This is a genomic window from Azospirillum sp. TSO22-1 (assembly GCF_003116015.1).
Classification (GTDB): domain Bacteria; phylum Pseudomonadota; class Alphaproteobacteria; order Azospirillales; family Azospirillaceae; genus Azospirillum.
Genome location: NZ_LGQZ01000071.1, coordinates 1 through 25,125 on the forward strand (window position 1 = coordinate 1; position 25,125 = coordinate 25,125).

General features: G+C 71.1%; 24 protein-coding genes. 10 read left to right on the plus strand and 14 right to left on the minus strand.

Annotated elements, in window-relative coordinates:
- The 6 genes from TSO221_RS18150 to TSO221_RS18180 form a co-directional block, all read right to left on the minus strand.
- Window positions 1–1,823: DUF4135 domain-containing protein (locus tag TSO221_RS18150; RefSeq protein ID WP_158284130.1), on the minus strand; the 1,823-nt coding region annotated here is incomplete at its 3' end.
- 126 nt (window positions 1,824–1,949) lie between these two features.
- Window positions 1,950–2,543, minus strand: coding sequence for a malonic semialdehyde reductase (locus tag TSO221_RS18155; protein WP_109119928.1), 594 nt, complete (start codon window positions 2,541–2,543; stop codon window positions 1,950–1,952).
- On the minus strand, window positions 2,536–3,339 hold the full coding sequence (locus TSO221_RS18160; protein ID WP_109119929.1) for an ATP-binding cassette domain-containing protein: 804 nt from the start codon (window positions 3,337–3,339) through the stop codon (window positions 2,536–2,538). Before TSO221_RS18160 ends, TSO221_RS18155 begins: the two co-directional genes overlap by 8 nt.
- Before the next feature lie 11 nt (window positions 3,340–3,350).
- Window positions 3,351–4,133, minus strand: coding sequence for an aliphatic sulfonate ABC transporter permease SsuC (gene ssuC, locus TSO221_RS18165; RefSeq protein WP_199229529.1), 783 nt, complete (start codon window positions 4,131–4,133; stop codon window positions 3,351–3,353).
- Entirely contained in the window at window positions 4,130–5,290 is a 1,161-nt protein-coding gene (gene ssuD, locus TSO221_RS18170; RefSeq protein ID WP_109119930.1) for an FMNH2-dependent alkanesulfonate monooxygenase, read from the minus strand. Before ssuD ends, ssuC begins: the two co-directional genes overlap by 4 nt.
- A 150-nt stretch (window positions 5,291–5,440) precedes the next feature.
- On the minus strand, window positions 5,441–6,391 hold the full coding sequence (locus TSO221_RS18180) for a sulfonate ABC transporter substrate-binding protein (protein ID WP_247878113.1): 951 nt from the start codon (window positions 6,389–6,391) through the stop codon (window positions 5,441–5,443).
- 216 nt (window positions 6,392–6,607) lie between these two features.
- Here TSO221_RS18180 and tauA point away from each other — a divergent pair, with 216 nt between their 5' ends.
- From tauA to TSO221_RS18210, 6 genes are all read left to right on the plus strand, one after another.
- A complete protein-coding gene (tauA, locus tag TSO221_RS18185) occupies window positions 6,608–7,624 on the plus strand; it encodes a taurine ABC transporter substrate-binding protein (RefSeq protein ID WP_109119933.1) in 1,017 nt (338 codons plus the stop codon).
- A 24-nt stretch (window positions 7,625–7,648) separates the two neighbouring features.
- Window positions 7,649–8,425 carry a taurine ABC transporter ATP-binding subunit gene (gene tauB / locus TSO221_RS18190; RefSeq protein ID WP_109119934.1) on the plus strand — a complete coding sequence of 259 codons (777 nt, stop codon included), beginning with the start codon at window positions 7,649–7,651 and terminating at the stop codon, window positions 8,423–8,425.
- Between the two features lie 4 nt (window positions 8,426–8,429).
- Window positions 8,430–9,260, plus strand: a complete 831-nt coding sequence (locus tag TSO221_RS18195; protein ID WP_109119935.1) for an ABC transporter permease subunit — start codon at window positions 8,430–8,432, stop codon at window positions 9,258–9,260.
- Window positions 9,261–9,283: 23 nt separating this feature from the next.
- Window positions 9,284–10,135 carry a taurine dioxygenase gene (gene tauD / locus TSO221_RS18200; protein WP_109119936.1) on the plus strand — a complete coding sequence of 284 codons (852 nt, stop codon included), beginning with the start codon at window positions 9,284–9,286 and terminating at the stop codon, window positions 10,133–10,135.
- Between the two features lie 260 nt (window positions 10,136–10,395).
- On the plus strand, window positions 10,396–11,469 hold the full coding sequence (locus TSO221_RS18205; protein WP_109119937.1) for a PAS domain-containing sensor histidine kinase: 1,074 nt from the start codon (window positions 10,396–10,398) through the stop codon (window positions 11,467–11,469).
- Window positions 11,470–11,595: 126 nt separating this feature from the next.
- The gene (locus TSO221_RS18210; protein ID WP_247878114.1) at window positions 11,596–13,911 is read left to right on the plus strand and encodes a methyl-accepting chemotaxis protein; all 2,316 of its coding nucleotides are present in this window, start codon (window positions 11,596–11,598) and stop codon (window positions 13,909–13,911) included.
- Window positions 13,912–13,970: 59 nt separating this feature from the next.
- Here TSO221_RS18210 and TSO221_RS18215 read toward each other — a convergent pair whose 3' ends face one another.
- The 3 genes from TSO221_RS18215 to TSO221_RS18225 are packed head-to-tail and all read right to left on the minus strand — an operon-like array spanning window position 13,971 to window position 17,752.
- Window positions 13,971–16,322 (minus strand): Orn/Lys/Arg decarboxylase N-terminal domain-containing protein, encoded by a 2,352-nt coding sequence (locus tag TSO221_RS18215; protein ID WP_109119938.1) that lies wholly within the window; start codon window positions 16,320–16,322, stop codon window positions 13,971–13,973.
- Between the two features lie 32 nt (window positions 16,323–16,354).
- The gene (locus TSO221_RS18220; RefSeq protein WP_109119939.1) at window positions 16,355–16,924 is read right to left on the minus strand and encodes a GNAT family N-acetyltransferase; all 570 of its coding nucleotides are present in this window, start codon (window positions 16,922–16,924) and stop codon (window positions 16,355–16,357) included.
- Window positions 16,925–16,927: 3 nt separating this feature from the next.
- Window positions 16,928–17,752, minus strand: a complete 825-nt coding sequence (locus TSO221_RS18225; RefSeq protein WP_247878115.1) for a GNAT family N-acyltransferase — start codon at window positions 17,750–17,752, stop codon at window positions 16,928–16,930.
- A 201-nt stretch (window positions 17,753–17,953) separates the two neighbouring features.
- Between TSO221_RS18225 and TSO221_RS18230 the strand changes: the two genes are divergently transcribed.
- Both TSO221_RS18230 and TSO221_RS18235 read left to right on the plus strand, forming a co-directional pair.
- Window positions 17,954–18,181 (plus strand): hypothetical protein, encoded by a 228-nt coding sequence (locus TSO221_RS18230; protein WP_109119941.1) that lies wholly within the window; start codon window positions 17,954–17,956, stop codon window positions 18,179–18,181.
- Between the two features lie 171 nt (window positions 18,182–18,352).
- A complete protein-coding gene (locus TSO221_RS18235) occupies window positions 18,353–18,775 on the plus strand; it encodes an NUDIX hydrolase (RefSeq protein WP_109119942.1) in 423 nt (140 codons plus the stop codon).
- Here the strand turns inward: TSO221_RS18235 and TSO221_RS18240 are convergent.
- From TSO221_RS18240 to TSO221_RS18260, 5 genes are all read right to left on the minus strand, one after another.
- Window positions 18,772–19,251, minus strand: coding sequence for a CYTH domain-containing protein (locus TSO221_RS18240; protein ID WP_109119943.1), 480 nt, complete (start codon window positions 19,249–19,251; stop codon window positions 18,772–18,774). The genes TSO221_RS18235 and TSO221_RS18240 overlap by 4 nt on opposite strands.
- Window positions 19,252–19,372: 121 nt before the next feature.
- Entirely contained in the window at window positions 19,373–19,561 is a 189-nt protein-coding gene (locus tag TSO221_RS18245; protein WP_109119944.1) for a hypothetical protein, read from the minus strand.
- A gap of 95 nt (window positions 19,562–19,656) precedes the next feature.
- Window positions 19,657–19,899, minus strand: a complete 243-nt coding sequence (locus TSO221_RS18250; RefSeq protein ID WP_109119945.1) for a hypothetical protein — start codon at window positions 19,897–19,899, stop codon at window positions 19,657–19,659.
- A gap of 96 nt (window positions 19,900–19,995) precedes the next feature.
- A complete protein-coding gene (locus tag TSO221_RS18255) occupies window positions 19,996–20,505 on the minus strand; it encodes an arsenate reductase ArsC (protein WP_109119946.1) in 510 nt (169 codons plus the stop codon).
- Window positions 20,506–20,535: 30 nt separating this feature from the next.
- Window positions 20,536–22,587 (minus strand): EAL domain-containing protein, encoded by a 2,052-nt coding sequence (locus tag TSO221_RS18260; protein ID WP_109119947.1) that lies wholly within the window; start codon window positions 22,585–22,587, stop codon window positions 20,536–20,538.
- 281 nt (window positions 22,588–22,868) lie between these two features.
- Here TSO221_RS18260 and TSO221_RS18265 point away from each other — a divergent pair, with 281 nt between their 5' ends.
- Window positions 22,869–24,632, plus strand: coding sequence for an EAL domain-containing protein (locus TSO221_RS18265; protein WP_109119948.1), 1,764 nt, complete (start codon window positions 22,869–22,871; stop codon window positions 24,630–24,632).
- Window positions 24,633–24,740: 108 nt separating this feature from the next.
- The gene (locus tag TSO221_RS18270) at window positions 24,741–25,121 is read left to right on the plus strand and encodes a hypothetical protein (RefSeq protein ID WP_109119949.1); all 381 of its coding nucleotides are present in this window, start codon (window positions 24,741–24,743) and stop codon (window positions 25,119–25,121) included.
- Window positions 25,122–25,125 lie beyond the last annotated feature (4 nt).

A 25,125-nucleotide genomic window follows, 5' to 3' on the forward strand; every position in this document is an offset into this window, starting at 1 on the left:
CCTACGGCGAGGCGGGTCAGGGCGTCGTCGTCAAGGACGCGGCCCGCCTCGGCCAGGAACACGGCGATCCCCGCGACGCCATAGCACAGGCCCGGCCCGACCGGCGCCACCGGCGCCGGCATCACCTCCCACAGCCGCACCCAGGTGACGGCGCCGCCGGCTTGCGGCGCGGCGAGATCGGCCACCCGGTCGGCCAGTGTCCGCAGAGTGGCGCGGGCATCGACCGCCGTCGGCTCGGACGCCGCCGGCGCGGCCGGCCGGCGCAGCGCGGCGCGCAGGAGCACGGCGCGATCATCGAGACCATCGCCGTCGAGAGCGCGCAGGGCGCGCTCCACGCGTTCGAACATGGGAGCCGCGAAAACCCGGCCGATCGTACCGCCGGCGGCGGCCCGCGCGGAGCGCTGCGCCGGCCGGAACACGAAGGCGGGAACATCCAGCCGGTCCAGGGCCCGTGCCTCCTCGGCCAGCACGGCGCTCCAGCAGTGGACGTCGGCGATGGTCGGATCGCGCTGGGCGGCCCGCGCCAGCCGGGCGCGGAAACTGTCCTCGTCGCTTACGCCCTCCGTGCTCAGGGCCGAGTCCAGGAGCAGCGCGTACAGATTCGTGGGAGCGCACAGCAGCCGCAACGCCGTGCGGCGGAAGCGGCGCAGAGCCCCTCGCGGGGCGAGCAGGGCGTCCCGCCGCGCCAGCACCGCCGCGAGGGACGCGCGATAGCCGCGAACCAGAGCGTCGACGTGATCGCGGACGTCGAGCGCGACGCCGTCCAGGCTCGGGCCGTTGGCGTCGAAACTGCTGACCTCGACCGGCGCCAGATGGATCCAGTCGGTGCCGGGATGGCGCAGCCGCTGGCCCGGCCGCGCGGGCAGCGCGCCGCAGCCGAACGCGGCGATCGGGTGCAGCGTCCGTCCACCGTCGAAGGACGTGAACACCGGCAGCGCGCCGCTGGTGAACGCCAGCGGGTCATCCAGCGGGTCCGGACGAGCGAGATCGGCCGGCCCCGGCTGAAACAGGCATTCGAGGTCGACGATCACCGGGTAGGCTCCGGCGGCGATCAGATTGTCCGGGTGGATGTCGCCACCGCGCAGCACCTCCAACACGGCGAGCAGTCCGCCGCATCGTTCGTAAAAGGCCTCGGCATCGGTCCGGCTGCGGCAGGGTTCGGGCGTTAGCCATTCCATCCAGCCATGATCGCCGCGGTCGAGCACCCAGGGCACCCGCTGTCGCGGCGCTCCGCACCGACCGGCGACACCGCGCAGCAGACGCCCGAACGCCGCCTCCGCGGCCAGGGAACGCGGCTTGTACGCAAGGGAGCGGCCGTCGGCAAAGGTGAGCCGCGCGACGGTGCGCCCGCCCGCGTGCGGGTCGGAAAGCCCCAGTTCGATGGCCGCCACCGACGGCACGCCGCGGCGCCAGGGGCGGTGCCACGCCCGCAATGCCTGCTCATCGGACGCCAGATGCCCGACGAGAGCGGAAACCGCGCTCCGCCACTCGTCCGCCACCCTGTGCAGCCGCCGCACCAGTGCCGGCCAGCCGTCGAGGCCGCGCGCCAGAAAGGCGTCATAACGCGCACGCGGCACCCAGTCGGGCGTGATGCTGGTCAGATGCGCTGCCGGAGGCAGGTGCGCCTCCGCCCGGAAGGCCCCCAACAGCGCCGGTCCTGCGGTCTCTGAAAGCCGCCGTAGCAGAGCCTCCTCGGCTCCCTTCCACGCTTCGGCGGTGACGTGCCGTTCGCTGGTCGCGCGGACGTGCTCCAACTGCTTGCGCGCCGTCTCGACCAGCGGTTCAAGCAACTCGATGAAGGGAGGGACGCCGGAGTGCTTCACGCGGTTGCAAGTCGATGAGACGGCAGAGGGACGATCGCAAGACGCCCCCGGATTGCCGGGGTGTGTGGCTTCAACCGTGAGCGTGGAAGTTAACGTGGCGCGAGGTCGGACGCAACGCACGCGCCCTCAAAGGACGCGGCAGGCCTCGTCGAAGCCCAGGCGCGGGTTGCGCTCAGGCGGGTTGACGGCGGTGCCGTAGCCGAGATTGACCAGGAACTCCGCCCGCCACAGGCCGTCGGGGAAGAACTCGGCGTCCACCGCGGCGGCGTCGAAGCCGCCCATCGGCCACGCGTCCAGCCCCAGCAGGCGCGCCGCCAGGATCAGGTAGGCGCCCTGCAGGGTGGCGTTGCGCACGCCGGTCTTCTCGGCGAGATCCGGGTTGTCGATGAACAGCGCCCGCGCGTCGTACTGCGGGAACAGGCGCGGCAGCTCGTCGTAGAAGCGGGTGTCGCGCGCCACCACGGCGGTCACCGGCGCTGCCTGCACCTTGGCTATGTTGCCTTTGGACAGAGTCGGCAGCAGCCGCGCCTTGGCCTGCGGCGTCACCAGGAATAGCAGGCGCGCCGGGCCGGCGTTGAACGCCGTGGGCGGCAGGCGGGCGAGGTTCCACAGCTGGTGCAGCAGCTCCGTATCGACGCGCCGGTCCTGCCACGCCGAGGGCGTGCGCGCCCGGGTGAACAGCAGCTCCTCGGCGGTGCGGGCGAGCAGGGTGTCAGGCATCGGCGTCCTCCCGGCGCAGCAGGTGGGAAAGAATGCGCCCCTCCAGGGCGGCAAAGTCGGGATGCGAGCGCTCGCGCGGGCGCGGCAGATCCACCGGCACGTCCAGCGCGATGCGGCCCTCCTCCACCAGGATGACGCGGTCGGCCAGCGTCACCGCCTCGGCCACGTCGTGGGTCACCAGCACGGCGGTAAAGCCCTGGCGCCGCCAGACGGCTTCCACCAGGCTCTGCATCTCGATGCGGGTCAGCGCGTCGAGGGCGCCCAGCGGCTCGTCGAGCAGCAGCAGGCCGGGATGGCTGACCAGCGCGCGGGCCAGCGCCACGCGCTGCCGCTGCCCGCCGGACAGCACCGCCGGCCACTCTCCGGCGCGGCGCTCCAGCCCGACCTGCCGCAGCGCCTCCTGCGCCACCGGGCGCCAGTCGCCGCGCAGGCCGAGACCGACGTTGTCGATCACCCGCTTCCACGGCAGCAGGCGGGAGTCCTGGAACATGATGCGGGTGCGCCCGGCGAAGCCCGTGACGTCCCCATCGTCCAGGCGCAGCGTTCCGCCGTCGGACGTGTCGAGGCCGGCGAGCAGACGCAGCAGCGTGCTCTTGCCGCAGCCGGAGCGGCCGACGACGGCGACGAACTCGCCGGGCGCCAGCTCCAGGTCGATGCCGCGCAGCACCGGGTGGTCGCCGAATCCCTTGGTCAGGCCGGCGATGCGAACGCCCACCCCGTCGCTTCCCTGCGGGCGGGCCGGGACGTAGGTGTGCTGCGGGCGTGGAGCGGGCCGGTGGAGCGCCAGGACGGTCATGGAAACCTCTTTCAGGGCTTCTGGAAAGCGGGGTGCCAGCCGAGCGACCAGCGCTCCAGCAGGCGGGCGACGCTGTCGGCCAGCTTGCCGAGCAGCGCGTAGAGCAGCACGCCCAGCACCACCACGTCGGTCTGCAGGAACTCGCGGGCGTTCATCGCCATGTAGCCGATGCCGGAGCTGGCCGAGATCGTCTCGGCGACGATCAGCGTCAGCCACATGATGCCCAGCGCGAAACGCAGGCCGATCAGGATGGAGGGCAGGGCGCCGGGCAGGATCACCTCGGTCAGCAGCTGCCAGTGCGTCAGGCCGTAGGAGCGGCCCATCTCGATCAGCCCCGCATCGACGGTGCGGATGCCGTGGAAGGTGTTGAGGTAGATCGGGAACATCACGCCGAGCGCCACCAGGAACAGCTTGGCCTCCTCGTCGATGCCGAACCACAGGATGACCAGGGGGATCATCGCCAGATGCGGCACGTTGCGGATCATCTGCACCGTGGAATCGAGCAGCTTCTCGGCCACCGGGAAGATGCCGTTCAGCAGCCCCAGCACGAACCCCAGACCGCCGCCGATCAGGAAGCCGGCGCCGGCGCGCGCGAAGCTCGCCTGCAGATGGCCGAACAGCTCGCCCGAGCCGGTGAGCCGCACGCCGGCCAGCGCCACGTCGCTCAGCTTCGGCAGGACCCGCGTGGAGATCAGCCCCGCCTGGGCCAGCCCCTCCCATGCCGCCAGCGCCAGCACGGGGAGGAGCCAGGGCAGGAGCCGGTCGGCCCCCGCCCTGACGATCGCCCGGCTCACGAGGCCGACGCCGCGACGCGCTGTGTGCTGGGCGGCACCACCTGGTTGGCGACCAGCTCGCCGAACGGGCTGACGTAGCTGACGCTGGGTGCCGCCGTCTGCGGCTTGCTGACCGGCAGGTGCGGGAACAGCAGCTCGGCGACGCGGTAGGCCTCCTCCAGGTGCGGGTAGCCGGACAGCACGAAGGTGTCGATGCCGATGTCCTGGTACTCCTTCAGGCGGTCGGCGACGGTCTTCGGGTCGCCGACCAGCGCGGTGCCGGCGCCGCCGCGCACCAGCCCGACGCCGGCCCACAGGTTGGGCGCGATCACCAGATTGTCGCGCCGGCCCTTGTTGAGCACGGTCATGCGGCGCTGGCCCTCGGAGTCGTAGCGCTCGAAGATCTTCTGCGCGGCGGCGACGGTGGCGTCGTCGACGCGGCTGATCAGGCGCTCGGCGGCGTCCCAGGCCTCCGCTTCGGTCTCGCGCACGATGACGTGGACGCGCAGGCCGTACTGCAGCGTGCGGCCGTGCTCGGCGGCGCGGCGCTTGACGTCCTCGATCTTCGCTTTCACCTCGGCGACCGGCTCGCCCCAGCTCAGGTACACGTCGTAATGCTCGGCCGCGTTGGCGTGACCGGCCGGCGAGGAGCCGCCGAAGAACAGCTTCGGGTGCGGACGCTGCACGGTGGGATAGAGGTGCTCGGCGCCCTCGACGTGGATGTGCTCGCCCTTGTGGGTCACGGTCTCGCCGGACAGCAGGCGCTTCCAGATCGAGAAGAACTCGCCGGCGTGGTCGTAGCGGGCGTCGTGGTCGAGGAAGATGCCGTCGCCGGCCAGCTCCTGCTTGTCGCCGCCGACCACGACGTTGAGGTAGAAGCGCCCGCCCGACAGCCGGTCGAGGCTGGCCGCCATGCGCGCCGCCGCGGTCGGCGACAGCGTGCCCGGCCGGGTGGCGACCAGGAAGCGCAGCTTCTCGGTGGCGCCGATCAGCGAGGCGGCGACGATGTAGGAGTCCTCGCACGACTTGCCGGTCGGCACCAGCACGCCGTGGTAGCCGAGCGTGTCCGCCGCCTGGGCGATCTGCTTCAGGTAGTCGTGGGTGACGGCGCGCGCGCCCTCCTGCGTGCCGAGGTAGTGGCCGTCGCCGTGGATCGGCAGGAACCAGAGGATGTCCATGGTTGTGTGCTCCCGAGATGCCGTTGTGTTTTGGTTTTTGCGATGTGTTGCCCCCACCCCGGCCCTCCCCCGCTTCGCAGGGGAGGGTGCCGCTTTCCCCCTCCCCTGCGAAGCGGGGGAGGGGTCAGGGGTGGGGGCAAGCGGTCGGCGTTACGACCCCGCCGCCGGCAGCGCGTCGCGCACGTCGATCTTCTTCGGGATCAGCCCCAGCCCGAAGAAGGTGTCGGCGATCCGCTGCTGCTCGGCGACGACCTGTTCGTTCAGGGGCTTCACGCCGTAGCCCAGGCGCGCGATGGCGATCTCCAGCGCGCCGGCCTCGATGCCGGTCTGCGGCGCCAGGATCCCGGCGGCCTCGGCCGGGCTCTTGGAGGCCCAGGCGGCGACGTCGGCGATCTCCTCCAGGAAGGCGCCGATCACCTTCGGGTTGTCGCGGGCGTAGCCGCGGGTGGACAGGTAGAACTGGTGGTTGCTGACCAGCCCGGTGCCGTCGGCCAGCACGCGGGCCTGGGTGGCGCGCTGGGCGGCAATGAGGAACGGGTCCCAGATCACCCAGGCGTCCACCGAGCCGCGCTCGAACGCCGCGCGGGCGTCGGCCGGGGGCAGGTAGACGGACTGGATGTCCTTGATCGACAGGCCCTTCGATTCCAGTGCCTTGACCAGCAGGTAGTGGACGTTGGAGCCCTTGTTCAGCGCGACCTTCTTCCCCTTGAGATCGGCGATCGACTGGATGGCCGAGTCCTTCGGCACCAGGATCGCCTCGCCCACTGGGGTCGGTGGCTCGTAGCCGACATAGACGAAGGGCGCGCCAGCCGCCTGCGCGAAGATCGGCGGCGCCTCGCCGGTGGTGCCGAAGTCCACGCTGCCGACGTTGAGCGCCTCCAGCAGCTGCGGGCCGGCCGGGAACTCCTGCCACTTCACCGCGATGCCGAGCGGCGCCAGCCGCTTCTCCAGCGTGCCGCGGGCCTTGATGAGCGTCAGCGTGCCGTACTTCTGGAAGCCGACGCGCAGCTCCTTCGCTGGCTCGGCCGACGCCGCGGAAACACCCAGCCCGAGCGCCACCGCGCCGGCCAGGACCATGGTCGTGAAGGTCCGTCTGATCACCCCGTTTCTCCCCCTTGGAATGCCCCCGGCCGCCGGGCCGGTCCCGGCGCACCATAAATCTACAATTAAAATGGACAATGAGTCGGCGTGACTGTCAATACGCAATGTGAATTGTAAATTATTTTTCTATTCAATAAGTAGGAAATACGTTGACAGCCCGGTGGGACCGCTGCTGTCATGAGGGCACGGAACGCATGCAACGAGGGGAGAGATCGGATGAACGCGACGCTGAAGCACCTGTTCGTGGCTGGGACGGCGGCACTGGGGCTGGTCACCGCCACCTCCGCGGTGGCGCTGGCCGCCGGGTCGGAGGTCACCATCGGCTACCAGACCGTGGTCGATCCCTCGAAGGTCGCGCAGGCCGACGGGCTGTACGAGAAGGCCTCCGGCCGCAAGATCAACTGGCGCAAGTTCGACAGCGGCGCCGACGTGATCGCCGCCATCGCGTCGGGTGACATCCAGATCGGCTATGTCGGCTCCAGCCCGCTGGCCGCCGCCGCCAGCCGCGAGCTGCCTATCGAGACCATTCTGGTCGCCGCGCAGATCGGCGATGCCGAGGCGCTGGTGGTGCGCAACGGCGCCGGCATCCGGGAGGCGAAGGACCTCAAGGGCAAGAAGGTGGCGGTGCCCTTCGTCTCCACCACGCACTACAGCCTGCTGGCGGCGCTGAAGCATTGGGGCATCGACCCCAAGGGCGTGCAGATCCTCAACCTGCGCCCGCCGGAGATCGCCGCCGCCTGGGCGCGCGGCGACATCGACGCCGCCTACGTCTGGGATCCGGCGCTGGGCAAGGTGAAGGAGTCGGGCAAGGTGCTGGTGTCCTCCTCCGAGGTCGCCAAGTGGGGCGCGCCGACCTTCGACGCCTGGATCGCGCGCAAGGACTTCGCGGCGGCCAACCCGGACGTGGTGCGCGCCTTCGTGCGCACGACGACCGACGCCTACGCCGCCTACCGCCAGGCGCCGGCCGCCTGGGGCGGGTCGGCCGAGAACGTGGCGAAGATCGTCAAGCTGACCGGCGCCAAGCCGGCGGAGATCCCGGAGCTGCTGGCCGGCAACCACTTCCCGCTGCCCGCCGAGCAGGCCTCGCCCGAGCTGCTGGGCGGCGGCACCGTCAAGGCCATCGCCGAGACCGCCGCCTTCCTCAAGGAGCAGGGCAAGATCCCGGCGGTGCTGCCCGATTACAGCCAGTACGTCACCGTGCGCTTTGTGAAGGAGAGTGTGGCAGCGAAGTGACCGCGAGCGGGAGGAGGCAGCCCCATGTCCACCCTGACCGTCCAGGACGCGACCGTGCGCTTCCCCGCCCCGGCGGGCGGCGTCACGGCGCTGGAGCGGGTGTCGCTGCGCATCGAGCCGGGCGCCTTCGTGGTGGCGCTCGGCGCCTCGGGGTGCGGCAAGACCACGCTGCTGAACCTGATGGCCGGCTTCCTCCCGCCCACCTCCGGCCGGGTGGCGCTGGGCGACCGCGCCATCGCCGGGCCCGGCGCCGAACGCGGCGTGGTGTTCCAGAACGACGCGCTGCTGCCGTGGCTGAGCGTTGTCGACAACGTCGCCTTTGGTCTGCGCCTCAAGGGCGTGCCGCAGGCCGAGCGGCGGACGCGGGCGCGCGCCATGCTCGACCTCGTCGGGCTGGCGGGCTTCGGCGAGCACCGCATCTGGGAGCTGTCCGGCGGCATGCGCCAGCGCGTCGGGCTGGCCCGCGCGCTGACCGCCGACCCGGACGTGCTGCTGATGGACGAGCCGCTGGGTGCCCTCGACGCCATGACGCGCGAGCAGATGCAGGAACTGATCCTCGAGGTCTGGGCGCGCACCGGCAAGAGCGTCTTCCTGATCACCCACGGCATCGAGGAGGCGGTGTTCCTGGCCACCCGCCTGCTGATCATGTCGCCGCGGCCGGGGCGGGTGACGGCGGAGCTCGACCTCGATTTCGGCCGGCGGGTGGCGGCGGGCGAGCCGGCCCGCGTGGTCAAGTCCGACCCGGCCTTCATCGCGGCGCGCGAGCGCGTCCGCGACCTCGTCTTCGCCGCCGCGGAGTGACCGCATGTCCGAGATCGAAGCGCTGCTGATGGCCTACCCGTCGCCGGAGCCCCGCACGCGCGCCTGCCCGCTGTCGCGCACGGCGCGCGCCGCGCTGCTGTCGGTGCTGGGGCTGCTCGGCGGCTGGTGGGCGGCGTCGCACGCCGGGATCGTGCCGGCGCTGTTCCTGCCGACGCCCGAGGCGGTGGCGGCGCAGGCCGTGCAGGTGTGGAGCGAGGGCTTCGTCGACGCCACGCTGGCGCAGCACCTGTGGGCGAGCCTCGCCCGCGTGCTGCTGGCGCTCGCCGCGGCGGTGCTGGCGGCGGTGCCGGCCGGCATCGCGCTGGGCCTCAGCCCGGTGGCGCGCGGCGTGCTGGAGCCGGTGATCGAGTTCTACCGGCCGATCCCGCCGCTGGCCTACCTGCCGCTGATCGTCATCTGGTTCGGCATCGGCGAGCTGTCGAAGGTGCTGCTGATCGCGCTGGCGGTGTTCGCCCCGGTGGTGCTCGCCACCGCGGCCGGCGTGCGCTCGGTGGACCCGGAGCGGGTGAACGCCGCGCGCTCGCTGGGGGCGACGCGCGGGCAGGTGGTGCGGCTGGTGGTGCTGCCCAGCGCCCTGCCGGACATCCTCACCGGCATCCGCATCGGCCTGGGGGTGGGCTGGTCCACCCTGGTGGCGGCGGAGCTGGTGGCGGCCACCCGCGGCCTCGGCTTCATGGTGCAGTCGGCTGCGCAGTTCCTGGTTACCGACGTGGTGGTGCTGGGCATCCTGGTCATCGCCGCCGTCGCCTTCGCGCTGGAGATCCTGGTGCGCCTCGCTCAGCGCCTGCTCGTGCCCTGGCAGGGGCGCCAATGAACACCGAACACGGAGAAACGCACATGCCCGACGCCGCCCTGCTGTCCACGCTGACCGTCACCCCGCTCGGCCCCGCCATCGGCGCGCGGGTGGAGGGGGTGGACCTCACCCGGCCGCTGAGCGACCCCGAACAGGCGGCGCTGGAGCACGCGCTGGTCACCCACCACGTGCTGTTCTTCGAGAACCAGCCGCTCACCCCGCGTCTGCAGCGCGACTTCGCCGCCCGCTTCGGCGAACTGCACGTCCACCCGGTCTATCCGAACGTGCCGGAGCAGCCGGAGATCATGGTGCTCGACACCGGGCCGCACAACCCGACGGACAACGACGTCTGGCACACCGACGTGACGTTCATCGAGACGCCGCCGGCCATCGTCGCGTTGTCCGGCAAGCGGCTGCCGCCGCAGGGCGGCGACACGCTGTGGACCAGCAACGAGGCGGCCTACGCCGCGCTCTCCGAACCGCTGCGCCGCCTGCTGGAGCCGCTGCAGGCGGAGCACGACTTCACCAAGGCGTTCCCGTACTGGCGCCACACCGGCCCGGAGATCGCCGAGCGCTGGCGCGAGGCGCGCGACCGGCATCCGCCGGTGCTGCACCCGGTGGTGCGCACGCACCCGGTGACCGGCCGCAAGGGGCTGTTCGTGTCGGAGAACTTCACCACGCGCATCGTCGGGCTCAGCCCGCGGGAGAGCGACGGCATCCTGCGCATCCTGTTCGACCATGTGACACGACCGGAGTTCACCGTGCGCTGGCACTGGAAGGCGGACGATCTGGCGATCTGGGACAACCGCTCGACCCAGCACTACGCGGTCAACGATTACCTGCCGCACCGTCGGCTGATGCACCGCGCCACCGTGATCGGCGGCCGGCCCGTCTGAGGCGACCGCCGGAGTCCGCCCCGGCGTCGCCGTTGCGGCGGATCCGTTTCGTGCTGACCGACATGGATGATACGGCCGGCCGGCGCATGGATGCCTCCATGACCGGCCGGCCGTATCATTCTTCGACCATTCAACCGGCGGCGTTCACGGCCTGCTGCCGTCCGTCATGCCAAATTCATAGGATTGTGCGATTCCGGCAACCTGAACGCGTCTAGCATCGCGGATAGCCCATTGTTTTGTATACATAATGAGGTGCCGAGATGGTGACGTCGCTCCATTCCGCACACGCGGTGCACGCCACCCCGCTGTCGGTCCTGGCCCTGCTGGACGCGGCTGCGGCCCCCTGCTGGATCGTCGACCGGGACTTCGTCATCACGCATGCCAACCCGGCGATGTGCGCGCTGCTCGGCTACCGTGACGGGGAAATGATCGGCAGCCCGGTGCTGGCCTTCGTCGCCGACGAGAGCCGGCCGACCCTCGAGCGGCAGGTGGCGCTGCGCGGCCTGACGCCGCGGCGGGCCTATGATGTGACGCTGCTGCGCAGCGACGGGACCCCGACCTACACCGTCGTCAACGACGGCACGCTGCCCGACTCCGGTGCGGCGTTTCTCGTCGTCACCGACGTCAGCCGGCGCCACTTGGCGGAAACGCTGCTCAAGCACGAGCGCGACCAGCTTGCCGACACCGTCGAGCGCATCAACCGTTTCCTCGATCTGCTCTGCCGCGACCTCAAGGAGCCGCTCAGCGCCATCCTGGGCGTCGCGCAGATGCTGCCCGGCTGCGGCGAGCTGTGCGACGACGCCGGCCGGCAGGTCCTGCGGATGATCGAGAATCTGGCGCTGTGGTCGCGCCTGCAGCTCAATCAGGTGCCGTGCGACCTGCGCACCTATCACCTGGGCGGCGTAGCGCACGACGTGGTCGAGGAGATGACGCCCATCGCCGCGCGGCGCGCCATCGCGCTGGTGAACGAGGTACGGGACGCGCCGGTGCTGGCGGACCTTTCCGCGCTGGCCACGGTGCTGGGCCATCTCGTGGACAACGCGGTGCGCTTTTCGCCGTCGGGCAGCACCGTGGTGCTGTCGTCCAGCACCGGGCGCGACGGCGTGGCGCTGCGGGTGCGGGACGAGGGGGTCGGCGTCCCGCCGGAGACGCTGCCCCGGCTGTTCCACCTCGACCACGCGCACGCCACGACCGGTCTGGACGGCCATCTGGGCAGCGGCCTCGGCCTGCTGATCGCCCGCCTGCTGACCGAGCGCATGGGCGGCGAGCTGCTGCTGGAAAGCCGCCCCGGGCATGGAACGACGGCGACCGTGCTGCTGCGGCCGGCGGCCTAGATTTCCGCCGCCTGCCCACGGGTGAGGCAACTTGTTGCATAACATTATTATCTAAATGAAAGTATTGTTGCGAATGGATGATGGTAACAGAAATATTACAATAATATGACGGCAAGTGAGGGCGAAATGCTGCGTCGCGTGACCATTGGCAAACGTCTGGGGTGGCTGATCGGGGTGGTCGGACTGGCGTTCGTCGGAATAGGCCAGGTCTATGTCGGCGGGCAGGCGGAGGTGGATCGCTTTCGCGCCGCCGAGGAAAAGGCGAACACGCTGGCCCGCACCGGCACCGAGGCGGTCGCGCGGCTCCTGGCCTCCTACGCTTCGGGCACGGCGTTCCTGGAGAGCAAGTCGGACGTCCACCTGGAGCGCTTCCGCAGCGAGCAGCAGGGCCTGCCGGACGCGATCCGGACGTTGGGGGAGGGCGCGTCCGATCCCGCGCTGCGCGACGGGCTTGCCCAGGTGAACGCCCGGCTCACCGCCTACAACGGCGCCTTCACCCGGCAGTTCACGCTGATCGAGCGAATGGGCCGCACCGAGGAGAAGGGGCTTCAGGCGGAACTGCGCGGCGCCGTGCACGCCATCGAAAGCCGGCTGGACGAGCTGAAGAAGGCGGCGGGCGACGACCTCGCCCGGCGCGGCGACGCCGAGCCGCTGCTCATCCTGATGCTGCAGATGCGCCGGCATGAGAAGGACTTCATGCTGCGCGGCAACGGGCCGCGCTACATGGGTCTGCTCGCCAAGCGGCAGGAGGAGTTCCTCGCATCGCTCGACCGCGCGGCGCTGGGTGACGCGGCCAAGGCCGACCTGCGCGCCCGCTTGGCGGCCTACGTGCAGGGGGTGAACGATTACGCCGACCTCGCCGAGACCATCTCCGACGCGCACGACGCCGCCGAGCGCGCCTTCTGGCAGATCAAGCCGGAACTCCAGGCGGCGGCGCAGGCGCTGGCCGCGGAGGCGGCCCGGCTGCGCACCGCCAGCGGCGAGGCGCAGGCCTCGTTCGAGCGGGTCATGCTGGCGACCTCGGTGGCGACGCTGCTGGTGCTGCTGGCCGGCGGATTCCTTCTGGCGCGCAGCGTGTCGCAGCCGATCCACGCGCTGGAAGCCGCCATGCGGCGGCTGGCGGCGGGCGAGTTGGACACGGACATTCCGGACGCCGGGGCGCGCGACGAGGTGGGCGTGATGGCGCGCGCCGTCGTGGTGTTCCGCGACAACGCCCGCGAGGCCGAACGGCTGCGCCGCCAGCAGGAGGAGGACCGCGCCGCCGCGGAGCGGGAGAAGCGTACGGCTTTGCTCAAAATGGCGGAGACCATCGAGCGCGAGGCGCACACCGTCGTCGAGAACATTGCCGTGCAGACCGGCCGCATGACCGCCAACGCCACGCAGATGGCCTCCAGCGCCGCCGCGGTCGGCGGGAACAGCCAGGGCGTTGCCGCCGCCGCGGCGCAGGCGCTGGCCAACGCGCAGACCGTGGCGGCGGCCTCGGAGCAGCTGAGCGCGTCGATCCGCGAGATCTCTGGACAGATCGGCACCGCCACCACCGTCACCGGCGACGCGGCCGGCGCCTCCGAGCGCGCCGAACGCACCATCCTGCTGCTGGCCGACGCGGTGAACCGCATCGGCGAGGTCAGCCACTTGATCAGCGAGATCGCCGGGCAGACCAACCTGCTGGCGCTCAACGCCACCATCGAGGCGGCGCGTGCGGGCGAAGCGGGCAAGGGTTTCGCCGTGGTGGCGTCGGAGGTCAAGCACCTCGCCATCCAGACGGCGAAGGCCACCGAGGAGATCTCCGGCCAGATCGCCGAGATCCAGGCGACCACCGGACAGGCGGTCGGCGCGGTGCGCGGGATCGCCGCGGCGATCCGCGACGTGCAGAGCGTCTCCACCACCATCGCGGCGGCCATCGAGCAGCAGGGCGCCGCCACCGCGGAGATCGCCCGCAACGTCAGCCAGACCTCCGGCGCGGCGCAGGAGGTGGCGGTGCGCATCGCCGATGTCTCGCAGGAGGCATCTGCCACCGGCGACCGCGCCTCGCAGGTGAGCGGCATGTCCGCCCAGGTGGCCGACAGCATTGAGCAGTTGCGCCACGTGCTGGTGCGCGTGGTGCGCACCGCGATGCCCGAGGTCGATCGGCGCCGCGCGCCGCGTTACGCGCTGGAACGGCCGGCGGTGGCCGTGGTGGACGGAAACCAGCATCCGGTGACCGTCCTGGATGCGTCGGAGGGCGGGGCGCATCTGTGCGGCGCTCTGCCTGGCGTGCGGGAGGGAACGGCGATCCGGCTGGAGATCGACGGCGCCGGCCTGCGCGTGGCGGCGGCGGTGCGCTCGGTCGAGCGCGACCACATGCACGTCACCTTCATCCCCGCGCCGGATGAGCGGGACGCCTTCCGCGAGCGCTTCCGCGCGCTGGTGCAGGGGTTGCGCCCGATGAAGGAGGCGGCCTGACGCCTTGAAGCCCCTCCCTCGCAAGGGGGAGGGGCTTCGTAGCCACGTGCGAGCGAACGCTACCGCCGCCCTCCGTCCTCGCGCATCACGTAGGTGTAGAAGCGCACCGAGCCGTCCGGCTCGGTCTCGCGGTACAGGCCCTGGATCTCGTTGTCGAAACCGGGGAAGCGGTTGGCGCCCTCCTGGAAGACCTGGAGGTACTCGATCATCGGCCGGGCGCGCTCGTCCAGGCGCTCGCCCGGCACGATGGTGGCGATGCCCGGCGGGTAGACGACGAACAGCGTGGTGGCGATCCGCCCGGCGATCCGGTCGATGGGCAGGTAGTCCACGTCGTTGCGCACGAGGTGCCGCACGGCTTCGCGCGGCGGCATGACCATGGTGGGCAGGTGGTCGGGGCGGAACATGCGGCGCTGCAGCTCGTTGGTGCGGCGCTCGCGGTAGTAGGCGTGCATCTCCGCGCACAGGTCGCGCAGCCGGCGGCCGGCGTAGCGGGCCGGGCGGCGGGCGACGAACTCCGGAATCACGTCCTCCAGCAGCGCGTTGTCGTCGTGCAGCCGCTTGAACGCCACCAGCGCGCTGAGCAGCGTGCCGGCCTTGCTCGATTCCACGCCGGGGGTGAGCAGGAAGAGGATCGAGTTGAGGTCGTTCTTCTCCGGCACGATGCGGTTCTCGCGCAGGTACTGCGCCACCACCGGGGCCGGGATGCCGTGTTCCTCGTAGGCACCGGTGCGGCGGTCGAAGCCGGGGGTGAGCAGGGTCAGCTTGTTCGGGTCGGTCATGGCGTAGCCGGCCGCCACGTGGCGGAAGCCGTGCCAGTCGGCGCCCGGCGCGAACTCCCAGTGCCGCACGTCGGAGGCCAGCGCGTCGGTCGGCACGTCCTCCCACGCCGTCGGGGCGCCGTCGAACTCCACGCGGTCGGGCACGAAGGGGTCGAAGAACCAGCGGCGCGCCGGGTCGCTCTCGCGCTCCTCGAACTCGCGGCCGATGGCGCGGATCTTCTTGCGCAGCTCGACGCCCAGGCGGATGGTGTCGTCCCACAGCACCTCGCCCGAGCGGCCCTTCATCATCTGCGCGCCGACGTCCAGCGAGGCGAACAGCGGGTAGAAGGGCGAGGTCGAGGCGTGCAGCAGGAACGTCTCGTTGAAGCGGCGGTGCTCCACCCGGCGGCGCTGGCCGCGGATGTGGCTGTCCTTCACGTGGATCTGCGAGGCCTGCGAGAAGCTGGCCAGCTGCTTGTGCGTGGACTGCGTGGCGATGATGCCGGGATGGCCGTCGTGCAGCCCCTCCAGCCCCATGGCGAAGCGGCCCTTGAACAGCGGGTGGAACTTCAGGAAGCCGGCCCACGCCTCGTCGAAGAGGATGTAGTCGCAGAGGTGGCCGATCTTCGCCAGGACCGTCTCGGCGCTGTAGATGGTGCCGTCGTAGCTGCACTGCTGGATCACCGCGGCGCGGAATGGGCGCGGACGCTTCCAGGCGTCGGGGTCCTTGACCAGCGGGTTGGTGCGGATCTTCTCGCGGATGCGCCCCTCGTCCAGCGCCTCGGCGTCGATCGGGCCGATCAGGCCGTAGGCGTTGCGGTCGGTCTCCAGGAACACCGGGATGCCGCCGCCGAGGAACAGGCTGCCGTGGTGCGCCGCCTTGTGGTTGTTGCGGTCGAACAGGACGAGGTCGTCCTCCGCCACCAGCGCCGACAGCACGATCTTGTTCGACGCCGAGGTGCCGTTCAGCACGAAGTAGGTGCGCTCGGCACCGAAGATCTTCGCCGCCTCCTTCTGCGCCTTCAGTGCCGGCCCCTCATGGACCAGCAGGTCGCCCATCTCCAGCACCGAGTTGTCGATGTCGTCGCGGAACACCGCCTCGCCCAGGTGTTCGACGAAGATGCGGCCGATCGGGCTGCGGCTGTAGAAGATGCCGCCGTTGTGGCCGGGGCAGGTCCACAGCTGGTTGCCCTCCTCGGCGTAGTCGACCAGCTCGCCGAAGAACGGCGTCTTCAGCGTCTCGGCGTACTGCTTGAGGCGGGAGACGAGGTTCTTGGCGATGAACTCCGGCGTCTCCTCGGCCAGGAAGACGTAGCCGTCCACCTGGTTCAGCACGTCGACCGGGATGTTCTCCAGCCGCTGCCGGCGCACCAGCAAGATGATCGGCATCTCCAGCCCGCGCTTGCGGGCCAGCGCGATCAGCGAGGCCGGCTTGCCCTCCAGCCCGCGCTTGCCCCAATCGACGATCATGCAGCCGATGGCGGCGTCGGTGCGGATGGCCAGCTCGGCGTCCTCCACCCGGCGCGTCCGCACCACCTCGAAGCCCAGCCGCTCGACCTCCGCGACGATCTGCTGCACGCGCACGCCTTCCAACTCGTCGGGATCGAAGGCGGGGGCGCAGACCAGGAAGGAAAAGCGTCGGAAAAAGTCCATGCTGGAACTCCAAGGGGGAAAAAAAAGGCCGGTCAGTCGCCGGCCTGGACGGTGCCGCCGTTGTGGTCGTCGGGCGGTTCGGTGTCGGCGGGGCCGAGCGCGCGCTGCAGGAAGACGCTGTCGGCCCAGCGGCCGAACTTGAAGCCGACCGAATGCAGCACGCCGGCCTGCACGAAGCCGCACGCCACGTGCAGGCGCAGGGAGGGGAGGTTGGCGCTGTCCACCACGGCGACCATCTGCCGGGCGCCGGCGGCGGCGCACGCCTCGATCAGCGCCGGCAGCAGCCGGCGGCCGATGCCGTGGCCCTGGGCGTCCTTGTGGACGTAGATCGAGTGCTCGACCGTGTAGCGGTAGGCCGGGCGCTTGCGGAACGGGGCGGCGTAGGCGTAGCCGGCGACCACGCCGTCCATCTCGGCCACGAGGTGCGGCAGGCGGCGCTTCAGCATCGCCTTGCGGCGGCGCTTCAGCTCCTCGGGGTGCAGCGGCTCGACGTCGAAGGGGCCGAGGCCGTGCTGGATGTGGTAGCTGTAGATCTCCAGCATCGCCGGCACGTCCGCCTCGGTGGACGGGCGGATGGTGACGGTGGGGGCGGAATCGAGCACCGTTCAGCCCACGCGGTTCAGGAAGTGGCGGGCGTACTTGCCCGACAGCGAGTCCATCTGCACGATCAGGCAGACGTCGGTGGTGTTGAAGGCGTGGTCGACCACCGCGCCGTCGCCGATGAAGCCGCCGACGCGCAGGTAGCCCTTCAGCAGCGGCGGCAGGCCGGCGATCGCGGCGCGCGGCTCGAACCGCGCGGCCACCTCCTCGCCGGAGGTGGCGTGCACCGCCAGATGGTCGAGGTCGACGCGGCGCTCCGGCAGGGCGCGGGCGCGCAGGGCCGGCGGCGCCAGATGGTGCCGGTGCAGGTGGGCGAGCGACGGGGCCAGCGCGTCGAGGTCGGTGCCGGGCAGGCTGGCGCAGCCGAACATCAGCTTCACGTCGTGCCGCAGGACGTAGGCCGAGATGCCCTGCCACAGCAACTGCATGGTGGCGCCGGTGCGGTAGGCCCGGTGCACGCAGGAGCGTCCCAGCTCCAGCACCTCGCCCGGATGGGCCAGCAGCGGGGCGATGTCGAACTCGGTCGCGGTGTAGAAGCCGCCGCAGCGATCCGCCATGGCGCGGCGCATCAGGCGGTAGGTGCCGACCACGGCGCCGCCGGGCGCCGCCTCGTGGTTGAGGATGATGAGGTGGTCGCAGGCGGAGTCGAAGGCGTCCACGTCGCGCCCGGCGACGCCGCCGTCCAGCGCCGCGCCCATCTCCTCGTGGAACACGCGGTAGCGCAGCGCCTGCGCCGCGTCGATCTCGCGGGCGTCGGCGGCGAGCCGCACCTCGAGGGTCCTCGGCTTTGCGGATACGGCGGGCGCAGCGGCAGCGGTCTGAATGCTCACGGTCGTATCCTGTTCGAAGGTTGGCCCTCGCGCGTTGATGCCGCAAACACGCGACAGCTTGATGACGGTGCGACGACGGTCGTGTTGCAGTCGCGCGCCCGCCGTGGTGAAAAATTCGGCGCTGCGCCCTTCGGTCGCGCCCACGGTAACGTGCCTGTCGCAATGGCCCATTATGTTGCGTCGCAACAACAGGGGGCATGCATGGACGAGTTCGCAGCCGACATCGCTATCTTCAGCTGCTCGTTGTGGCGCCGGTCGGGGCGCGATGGGCTGGCCATCGCGCGGCAGTCGCTGGAGCGCGCGGAAGCCGCCGGCGATCCGTCGGCGATCGACTGCTGGCGCCTTGTCCTGACGCAGTTGGAGGCGCGGGCCTCCGGGGGGCCGTGCCCGCTGCGGCTGAACTGCCGGACGCACGACTGCCCGCTTTGAGGTGAGGTGGCCTTCGGCCGTGCCGGGGCGCGGTGTATGTCCGAAAGCAAGCGTCGGCGGAGCGCTTGCACTTTCGCTACCCTGACCAATGCACGCGACGCCTGTGGCCGGGAAATGCTAATGTGCTTCGATGCGCGCACGCGGCGCGCGGTTGGCACACGGTCGAAGGGTATGTTCGAGGCGCACCTCCGCATCCAGTACGGCGCGCTGCCTTTCCGGATAAAGGAGGGGCGGGCGGTGGTGCTGCTGGTCACCACCCGCGAGACCGGCCGATGGATCATCCCGAAGGGATGGCCGAAGCGGGGCGTCAAGCCGCACAAGCTCGCCGCCCGCGAGGCGTACGAGGAGGCGGGGCTGGTCGGCAAGGTCAGCCGGCGCTCCTGCGGGCAGTTCCACTACACCAAGCGGCTGCGGACGGGCGAGGCGGTCGCCTGCGCGGTCGAGGTGTTTCCCATGGAGGTCCGGCGCGAGCTGGACGACTGGCCGGAGAAGGGGCAGCGCCGGCGGTCCTGGATTCCCCCGGCGGAGGCCGCGCTGCTGGTCGAGGAACCGGAACTGGCGGCGCTGCTCGGGCGGGTCAAGCTCGTCGTCTAGGCCGCTTGGCGGCGCCACGTCGAAATGGGCCGGCGCGACAGGGCGGAGTTGCTGTAATGCGCGTCGTGGGTAACCTCGTCGCCGATCCAGTCGGGGCGGGGAAAGTCGGCGTCCGGGTGTTCCAGTTCGATCTCGGCGATGACCAGCCCGGCGTTGGCGCCGTGGAAGACGTCCACCTCCCAGCGGAAGCCCTGGTGATGGATGCGATAGCGGGTCTTCTCGATGAGGTCGCCGACCCGCTTGCCGGACAGCAGCCGCAACGCGGTCTCCAGCTTGATCTCGCGCTCGACCTCCTCACGGCAGCACCCGGTCTTGCGCCCCTTCCGGGTCAGGAACGCCTTGCCGCGGACGATGCGCACGCGGGTGGTGCAACCGTCGGGCGCCGGCAGGTAGCCCTGGAGGATCCGATCGCCCGCGCGGAGCTCCGCACGAACCGATCCATCGACCAAAAAGCGTCGCTCGATCTCAAGGGGCATGGGACTGGCCACTCGTCGAAAGCGGACGGAGGGAAAGCGGGCGGAGGGATGGTATCACCAGCCGGATTATTATCAAGAGGCGCACGCACCGCCCGCTGCCCTGCACAGGTTCGGCGCCGGATCAGGCGGCGTCCTGCCGCTCGTGCACGGGTGCCGGCGCGGTTCGCTGCAGCCAGCGTGCGATCGGCTCCATCTGCGCGAAGACGCTCTCGCGGGTCAGGCCGTCGCGGCGCAGGACGGCCGCCGCCACGGGGTCGTCCAGAAGGGCGGCGACGCGGCAGCGCCACGTCTGCACGGGCAGGCGGTTCATGGCTGGTCTCTTGTCGCTGGTGATGGCGACCCTCAGCCTACCGCCTGACTGTGACAGTTTCGACCGCGGGGCGCGGGTCTCGCGCCCGACTCGGGTCAGAACACCGCCGCGGCCGCACGCCGGCGTCGCGGGAAGCGCTGGCGCGGGCGGGGAGCCGCGTCGGCGGACGGGGCTCCGCTCCGGCCCGACCAGTTCCAGCGCAGGACCGAGCTGGACGGCAGGCCGTCGCGCAGAACGCCGACGATCATCGGCGCGCATTCGGGGGCAACGCCCTCGTGGCGGGCCAGCGTCCGCCAGCTGAGGGTGTCCTGGTCGAGGCATTCCACGGTGAGGAGCATCGGGCCTTGGCCGCAGCGGTTTCGGGGAAGGGCACGCTAGCCGTCCGTGATGGCACGGCGATGACGTCCGCCTTACCGTTTCGAGACGATGCCCGCTCACCCCGCCGGCGCCGTCGCCCCGCCGATGGCGTCCAGGCGCGTCTGCAGGGTGAGGCGGTCGAGCGAGCGCATCGGCAGGCTGACGAAGATCTCCAGCCGGCGCTCGATTTGGCGGTAGATGTCGGCGATGAGGGCGGCGCGTTCGGCCGGCGGGCCGGCGAAGGCGGCCGGATCGGGGAAGCCCCAGTGCGCCGTCATCGGCTGGCCCGGCCACACCGGGCAGTCGCCGCCGGCCAGCGTGTCGCAGACGGTGAAGACGAAGTCCAGCTCCGGCGCGTCCGGGCCGGCGAATTCATCCCACGACTTGGAGCGCAGCGCCTCCACCGGATGGTGCAGGCGGGCGAGCAGGGCCAGCACGTCGGGATCGACGTGCCCGGCCGGCCGGCTGCCGGCGCTGAAGGCGCGGAAGCGGCCGCGGCCGAGGCGGTTCAGCACGCTCTCCGCCATGACGCTGCGGGCGCTGTTGTGGGTGCACAGAAACAGGACGGTGTGGGTCGGCTGGGTCATGTTGCTGCTCCTCTGGTCCGGCGTTGCGGGTCAGCCCGCACCGGCGGCTTCGCTGCGGGCGAGGCGGTTGTCGTTGTCGGGATGCGCGTCGGCGACCAGCCGGTCGGCCGCCGCGATGGGCAGGGGTTTCGAGAACAGGTAGCCCTGGAGGTAGTCGCAGCCGGCGTTGCACAGCCAGCGGTGCTGCTCCGCGGTTTCGACGCCTTCCGCCACGGTGGCGAGGTCGAGTCGCTGGGCCAGCGCGATGACGGTGGACGCGATGGCCGGCTCGCCCGGCAGATCGTTGACGAAGCTGCGGTCGATCTTCAGCACGTCGAGCGGCAGCCGCCGCAGGTAGGCGAGCGACGAGTAGCCGGTGCCGAAATCGTCCACCGCGATCGCCACGCCCATGTCGCGCAGGCGCCGCAGAGTCGGCAGGTGCATCTCGACGTCCTGCATGATGACGCTTTCGGTGATCTCCAGCTCGAGCAGGTCCGGCGCGGCCCGGTGCCGGTCCAGCGCGTCGCGCACGCGCCGGACGAAGGAGGGATCGGCCAACTGGCGCGCCGACACGTTCACCGCCACCGGCACCGGGGCGTGGTCGCGCGCCCAGCGGGCGGCGGTGCGGCACGCCTCGTTCAGCACCCAGTCACCGATCTCGACGATCATCCCGGTGTCCTCGGCCACCGGGATGAAGTCCAGCGGCGGGATCAACAAACCCTCGTGCGGCCAGCGGATGAGCGCCTCGAAGCCGGCGAGGGTTCCGGAGGCGGTCATCTTCGGCTGGTAGGCCAACTCGAACACGCCGTGGTCGGTCGCCTGGCGCAGGCTGGCCTCCAGGCGCAGGCGCAGCAGCGCGCGCTCGGTCATCTCGCGGCGGTAGAAGACGAAGCGGCCGCCGCCCTCGGCCTTGGCGGCGTACATGGCGACGTCGGCCATGCGCATCAGGCTCTGCGCGTCGTCGCCGTCGTCGGGGTAGAGCGCGATGCCGATGCTGCCGGTGATGTGGATCCGGTGTCCCGACAGGGACGTGGCCTTGAGCAGCTGGTGCAGGATGCGCCCCGCCACCACGGCCGCCTCGCCGGTGTCGGCGACGCGCTCCAGGATGATCAGGAATTCGTCGCCGCCCAGCCGGCCCACGGTGTCGCACTCCCGCACGCACTCGCCCAGCCGCCCGGCCAGCAGGCGCAGCAGATCGTCGCCCAGGTCGTGCCCGAGGCTGTCGTTGAGGTGCTTGAACCGGTCGAGGTCGAGGAACAGCACCGCCAGCCTGTGCCCCGAGCGCCGGGCGTGCGCGATGGCGTGCTTCAGCCGGTCGAACAGCAGCGACCGGTTGGCGAGGCCGGTCAGGCCGCAGCGGGTGGCGAGGCGGCGCAGCTCCCCGTGCTCGCGCTCCAGCAGGGCCAGCGTGCCGTTGAAGCGCTCGACGACGTAGCCCAGTTCGTCGTCCTCGTGCCCGGCGGGGACCGGGATCGGCGTCGCCGCCGGGTTCTCCGGATCGATGCGCGCGATGTCGCGGCCGATCTGCACCAGCGGGCGCGTCAGGAAGCGGTGGAAGACCAGCGCCAACGCCAGTCCGATCGCCACGTTGCGCACCATGCCGGCGATCGTCGCGGTGCCGGCGAAGGCGAGGAATTCGTGGGCGGCGTACAGCGTGTCCACCTCGATCCGCAGCACGCCGGCCGCCTGCCCTTCGCGGCCGGGGTAGGGGGCGCCCAGCGGGTGCTCGACCACCGACATTCCGCTCAGCAGCCGGTCGGCGATGCCGCGGGCGAGGCCCGACGCCGGCTCGCCCGACCGCTGGCGCTGGGCGACCATCAGGCCCAGGTTGGTCTCGATGGTGGCGGAGCGCACCAATTCCACGGCGACGATGCCGGCGAGCACCTGGTCGCCGATCTGGCCGTCGATGTTCCACGCCGCCACCGCCGCCGAGCCGCGGGTCATCGCCACCAGGTCGGCGACGCGTTGCGCCACCCGCTCGCGTTCGCGGGCGGCGGCCCAGCCGAATTCGCACAGGGTGATCAGCACGCCGATGAGGAACGCCGCCACGATCGCGTGCACGGCCTGCTTCAGCGTCAAGCTCTTCAGCAGGTTGACCGTCATGTTGATCCCGTGTGGAGCTGGACGCCTGCGGTGCCGTTGCGCGGCGTCCCGGCGGTCGGGCGCGGTGTCCATCCAGGTCCGATGGCCAACCCGAGGTCGCATGATACGAGACACTGTGACGGCGTCGCGACGCGGCGATGAAACTTTCGATAACCGTCCGCCGCCCGTACGGCCGTGCGCGATAGGAACTGTAACAGTCCATGCGCTAAGGCTGTAGCAGACCATTCACGCTCAACCGTCCGTGCCGGCTCGCCCGGCGGCGCGGCCCGGGAGGAGCAGCCATGCGACGCCAGGCTCCGGAGCATCCCCGCGACCGCCTGCCCCCGGACTGCCGGGTGGCGCAGGGTGGCCTGCGCTGCGCCTTCGTCCCGATCGTCCAGGCCCGCACCGGCGCCTGCCACGGCTTCGAGATGTCCCTGCGCGGGATGGAGACGGTCGGCTTTTCCACGCACCGAGCCCTGTCCGACGCCGCGTTCCGGCGCGGCGTGCTGGCGGAGTTCGAGGCCGCGGTCGCGACGGACGCCATCGCCGCCTTCCGCGCGCTGGCTCCGGCGCCGCGCGCGCGCCTGTTCATCCCGGTGGACGCGCGCTGCTTCGGCAGCGAGGTGTTGCTGGGCGTCCTCGCCGACGGGGTCGCCGCCGGCGTGCCGCTCACCGTCGCCCTGCCGGAGCAGGACGTCCCGGCCCTGGAGGCGTCCGGCGACTCGGCCTTCGCGCGCTGCGCCAAGGCCAACGTCGGCGTCGCGCTCTGGAACCTCGGGTCGGGCGGGGTGGGACTGCGCGCGCTGTGCGACCTGCACTTCGACTGCGTCCGTATCGACGACGCGCTGATCCAGGGCATCGACCGCAACATGCGCAAGCGCACGGCGGTGAACCACATCGTCGGCTGCGCCCACACGCTGGGCACGATGGCCATCGCCGGCGGGGTCGGCAGCGAGGTGGAGTTCTACGTCTCGCGCGACGTCGGCTGCGACTTCGTCCAGGGGCCGCTGGTGGCGCCGCCGGGCGAGGACGGACCGCTGGCGCAGGAGAGCCCCGTCGTCGTCCGCCTGAACCGCGAGGACCGCCGCCGGCCCAGCGAAGCGCTGCAGCGGCTCAGCGCGGTGATCGAGCGGCTGCCGCCGCTGCCGGTCGCCTCGCCCAAGGCGGCGCTGCTCGACTACTTCAGCGACGAGCGCAACCCGGCCGTGGTGCCGGTGGTGGACGACGACCGCCGGCCGCTCGGCCTGATCCGCGAGCGCGACCTGAAGCGCTTCGTCTACTCGCGCTTCGGCAGCGAACTGCTGCGCAACAAGGCGTTCGGCCGCACGCTCCGCGACCTCGTGGTCGCGTGCCCGGTCTGCGACATCAACACGCCGCTCGAGCAGGTGATCGAGGCGTTCACCACCAGCGGCGCGGCGGACGGCGTCATCATCGTCGAATGCGGGGAGTATGCCGGCTATCTGGGCAGCAACGCCATCGTCCGCCTCGTGCACGAGCGCACCCTGATCGCCGCGACCGACCAGAACCCGCTGACCCGGATGCCCGGCAACGCGGCGATCACCCGGCACATCGAGATGGTGCTCGAGGGCGGGACGTCGCCGTACCTGCTGGTCTACTTCGACTTCGACAACTTCAAGCCCTTCAACGACACCTTCGGCTTCCGCCAGGGCGACCGCGCCCTCCTGATGTTCGCCGAGCGCCTGAAGGCGTGGGCGGGGGGCAACGGCGGCTTCGCCGGGCACATCGGCGGCGACGACTTCTTCCTGGCCGTCGGCGGCGTGGACGAACGGAGCGCGCGCGCCCAACTCGGCGATCTGGTGGAAGGCTTCCGGTCCGACGCCGAAAGCCTCTACGACCCGGCGTCGCGCGCCGCCGGCTTCATCACCGCCACCGACCGCTACGGCAGCGAGCGGACCTTCCCGTTGCTCACGGTCAGCGGCGTGGCGGTGCTGCTCGCGGGCACGCCGCCGGACGGCGGCGTCGAGGCCATCACCCGCGTCATCGCCACCCACAAGGCGAAGGCCAAGGCGAGCGCAGAGAAGCTGTGCTTTGTCCACCCGTAGGGCGCCGCCATCGCCGCTCTTGTCAAAAACCGATATCGGTCCGATACTGAATCGATAGCGGCTCGGCGACGGATGCCTTGAGCCGCGCAAACGTGCGGAGCATGATCGATGACCACCAAGAAATCCAACCGCGCCGCCGGGGCCAAGGCGGCGCTTGCCGCCGAGGTCGCGCCGGACGAGCCCGCTCCCCCGCCGGCCGGTCCGGCCACGGTCCCGGCCGACGCCGTGTCCGCTGCTGCCCCGGCCCCTGTCGAGGCGGTCCCGGAAATCCCGGCCGCCGAACCGAACAAGCCGGCGAAGGCTGCCAAGGCGAAGGGCAAGGAAAAGGACAAGAAGAAGAAGGACAAAAAGAAGAAAAATAAGGAGGCGGTGATGATCCGCTTCGAGAAGGACCAGCTCGGCCTCATCGACACGAAGGCCGACGCGCTCGGGCTGTCGCGGGCGGCGTGGGTGCGGATGGTGGTGGCGCAGGCGCTGGCTCAGGCGTGAGGGG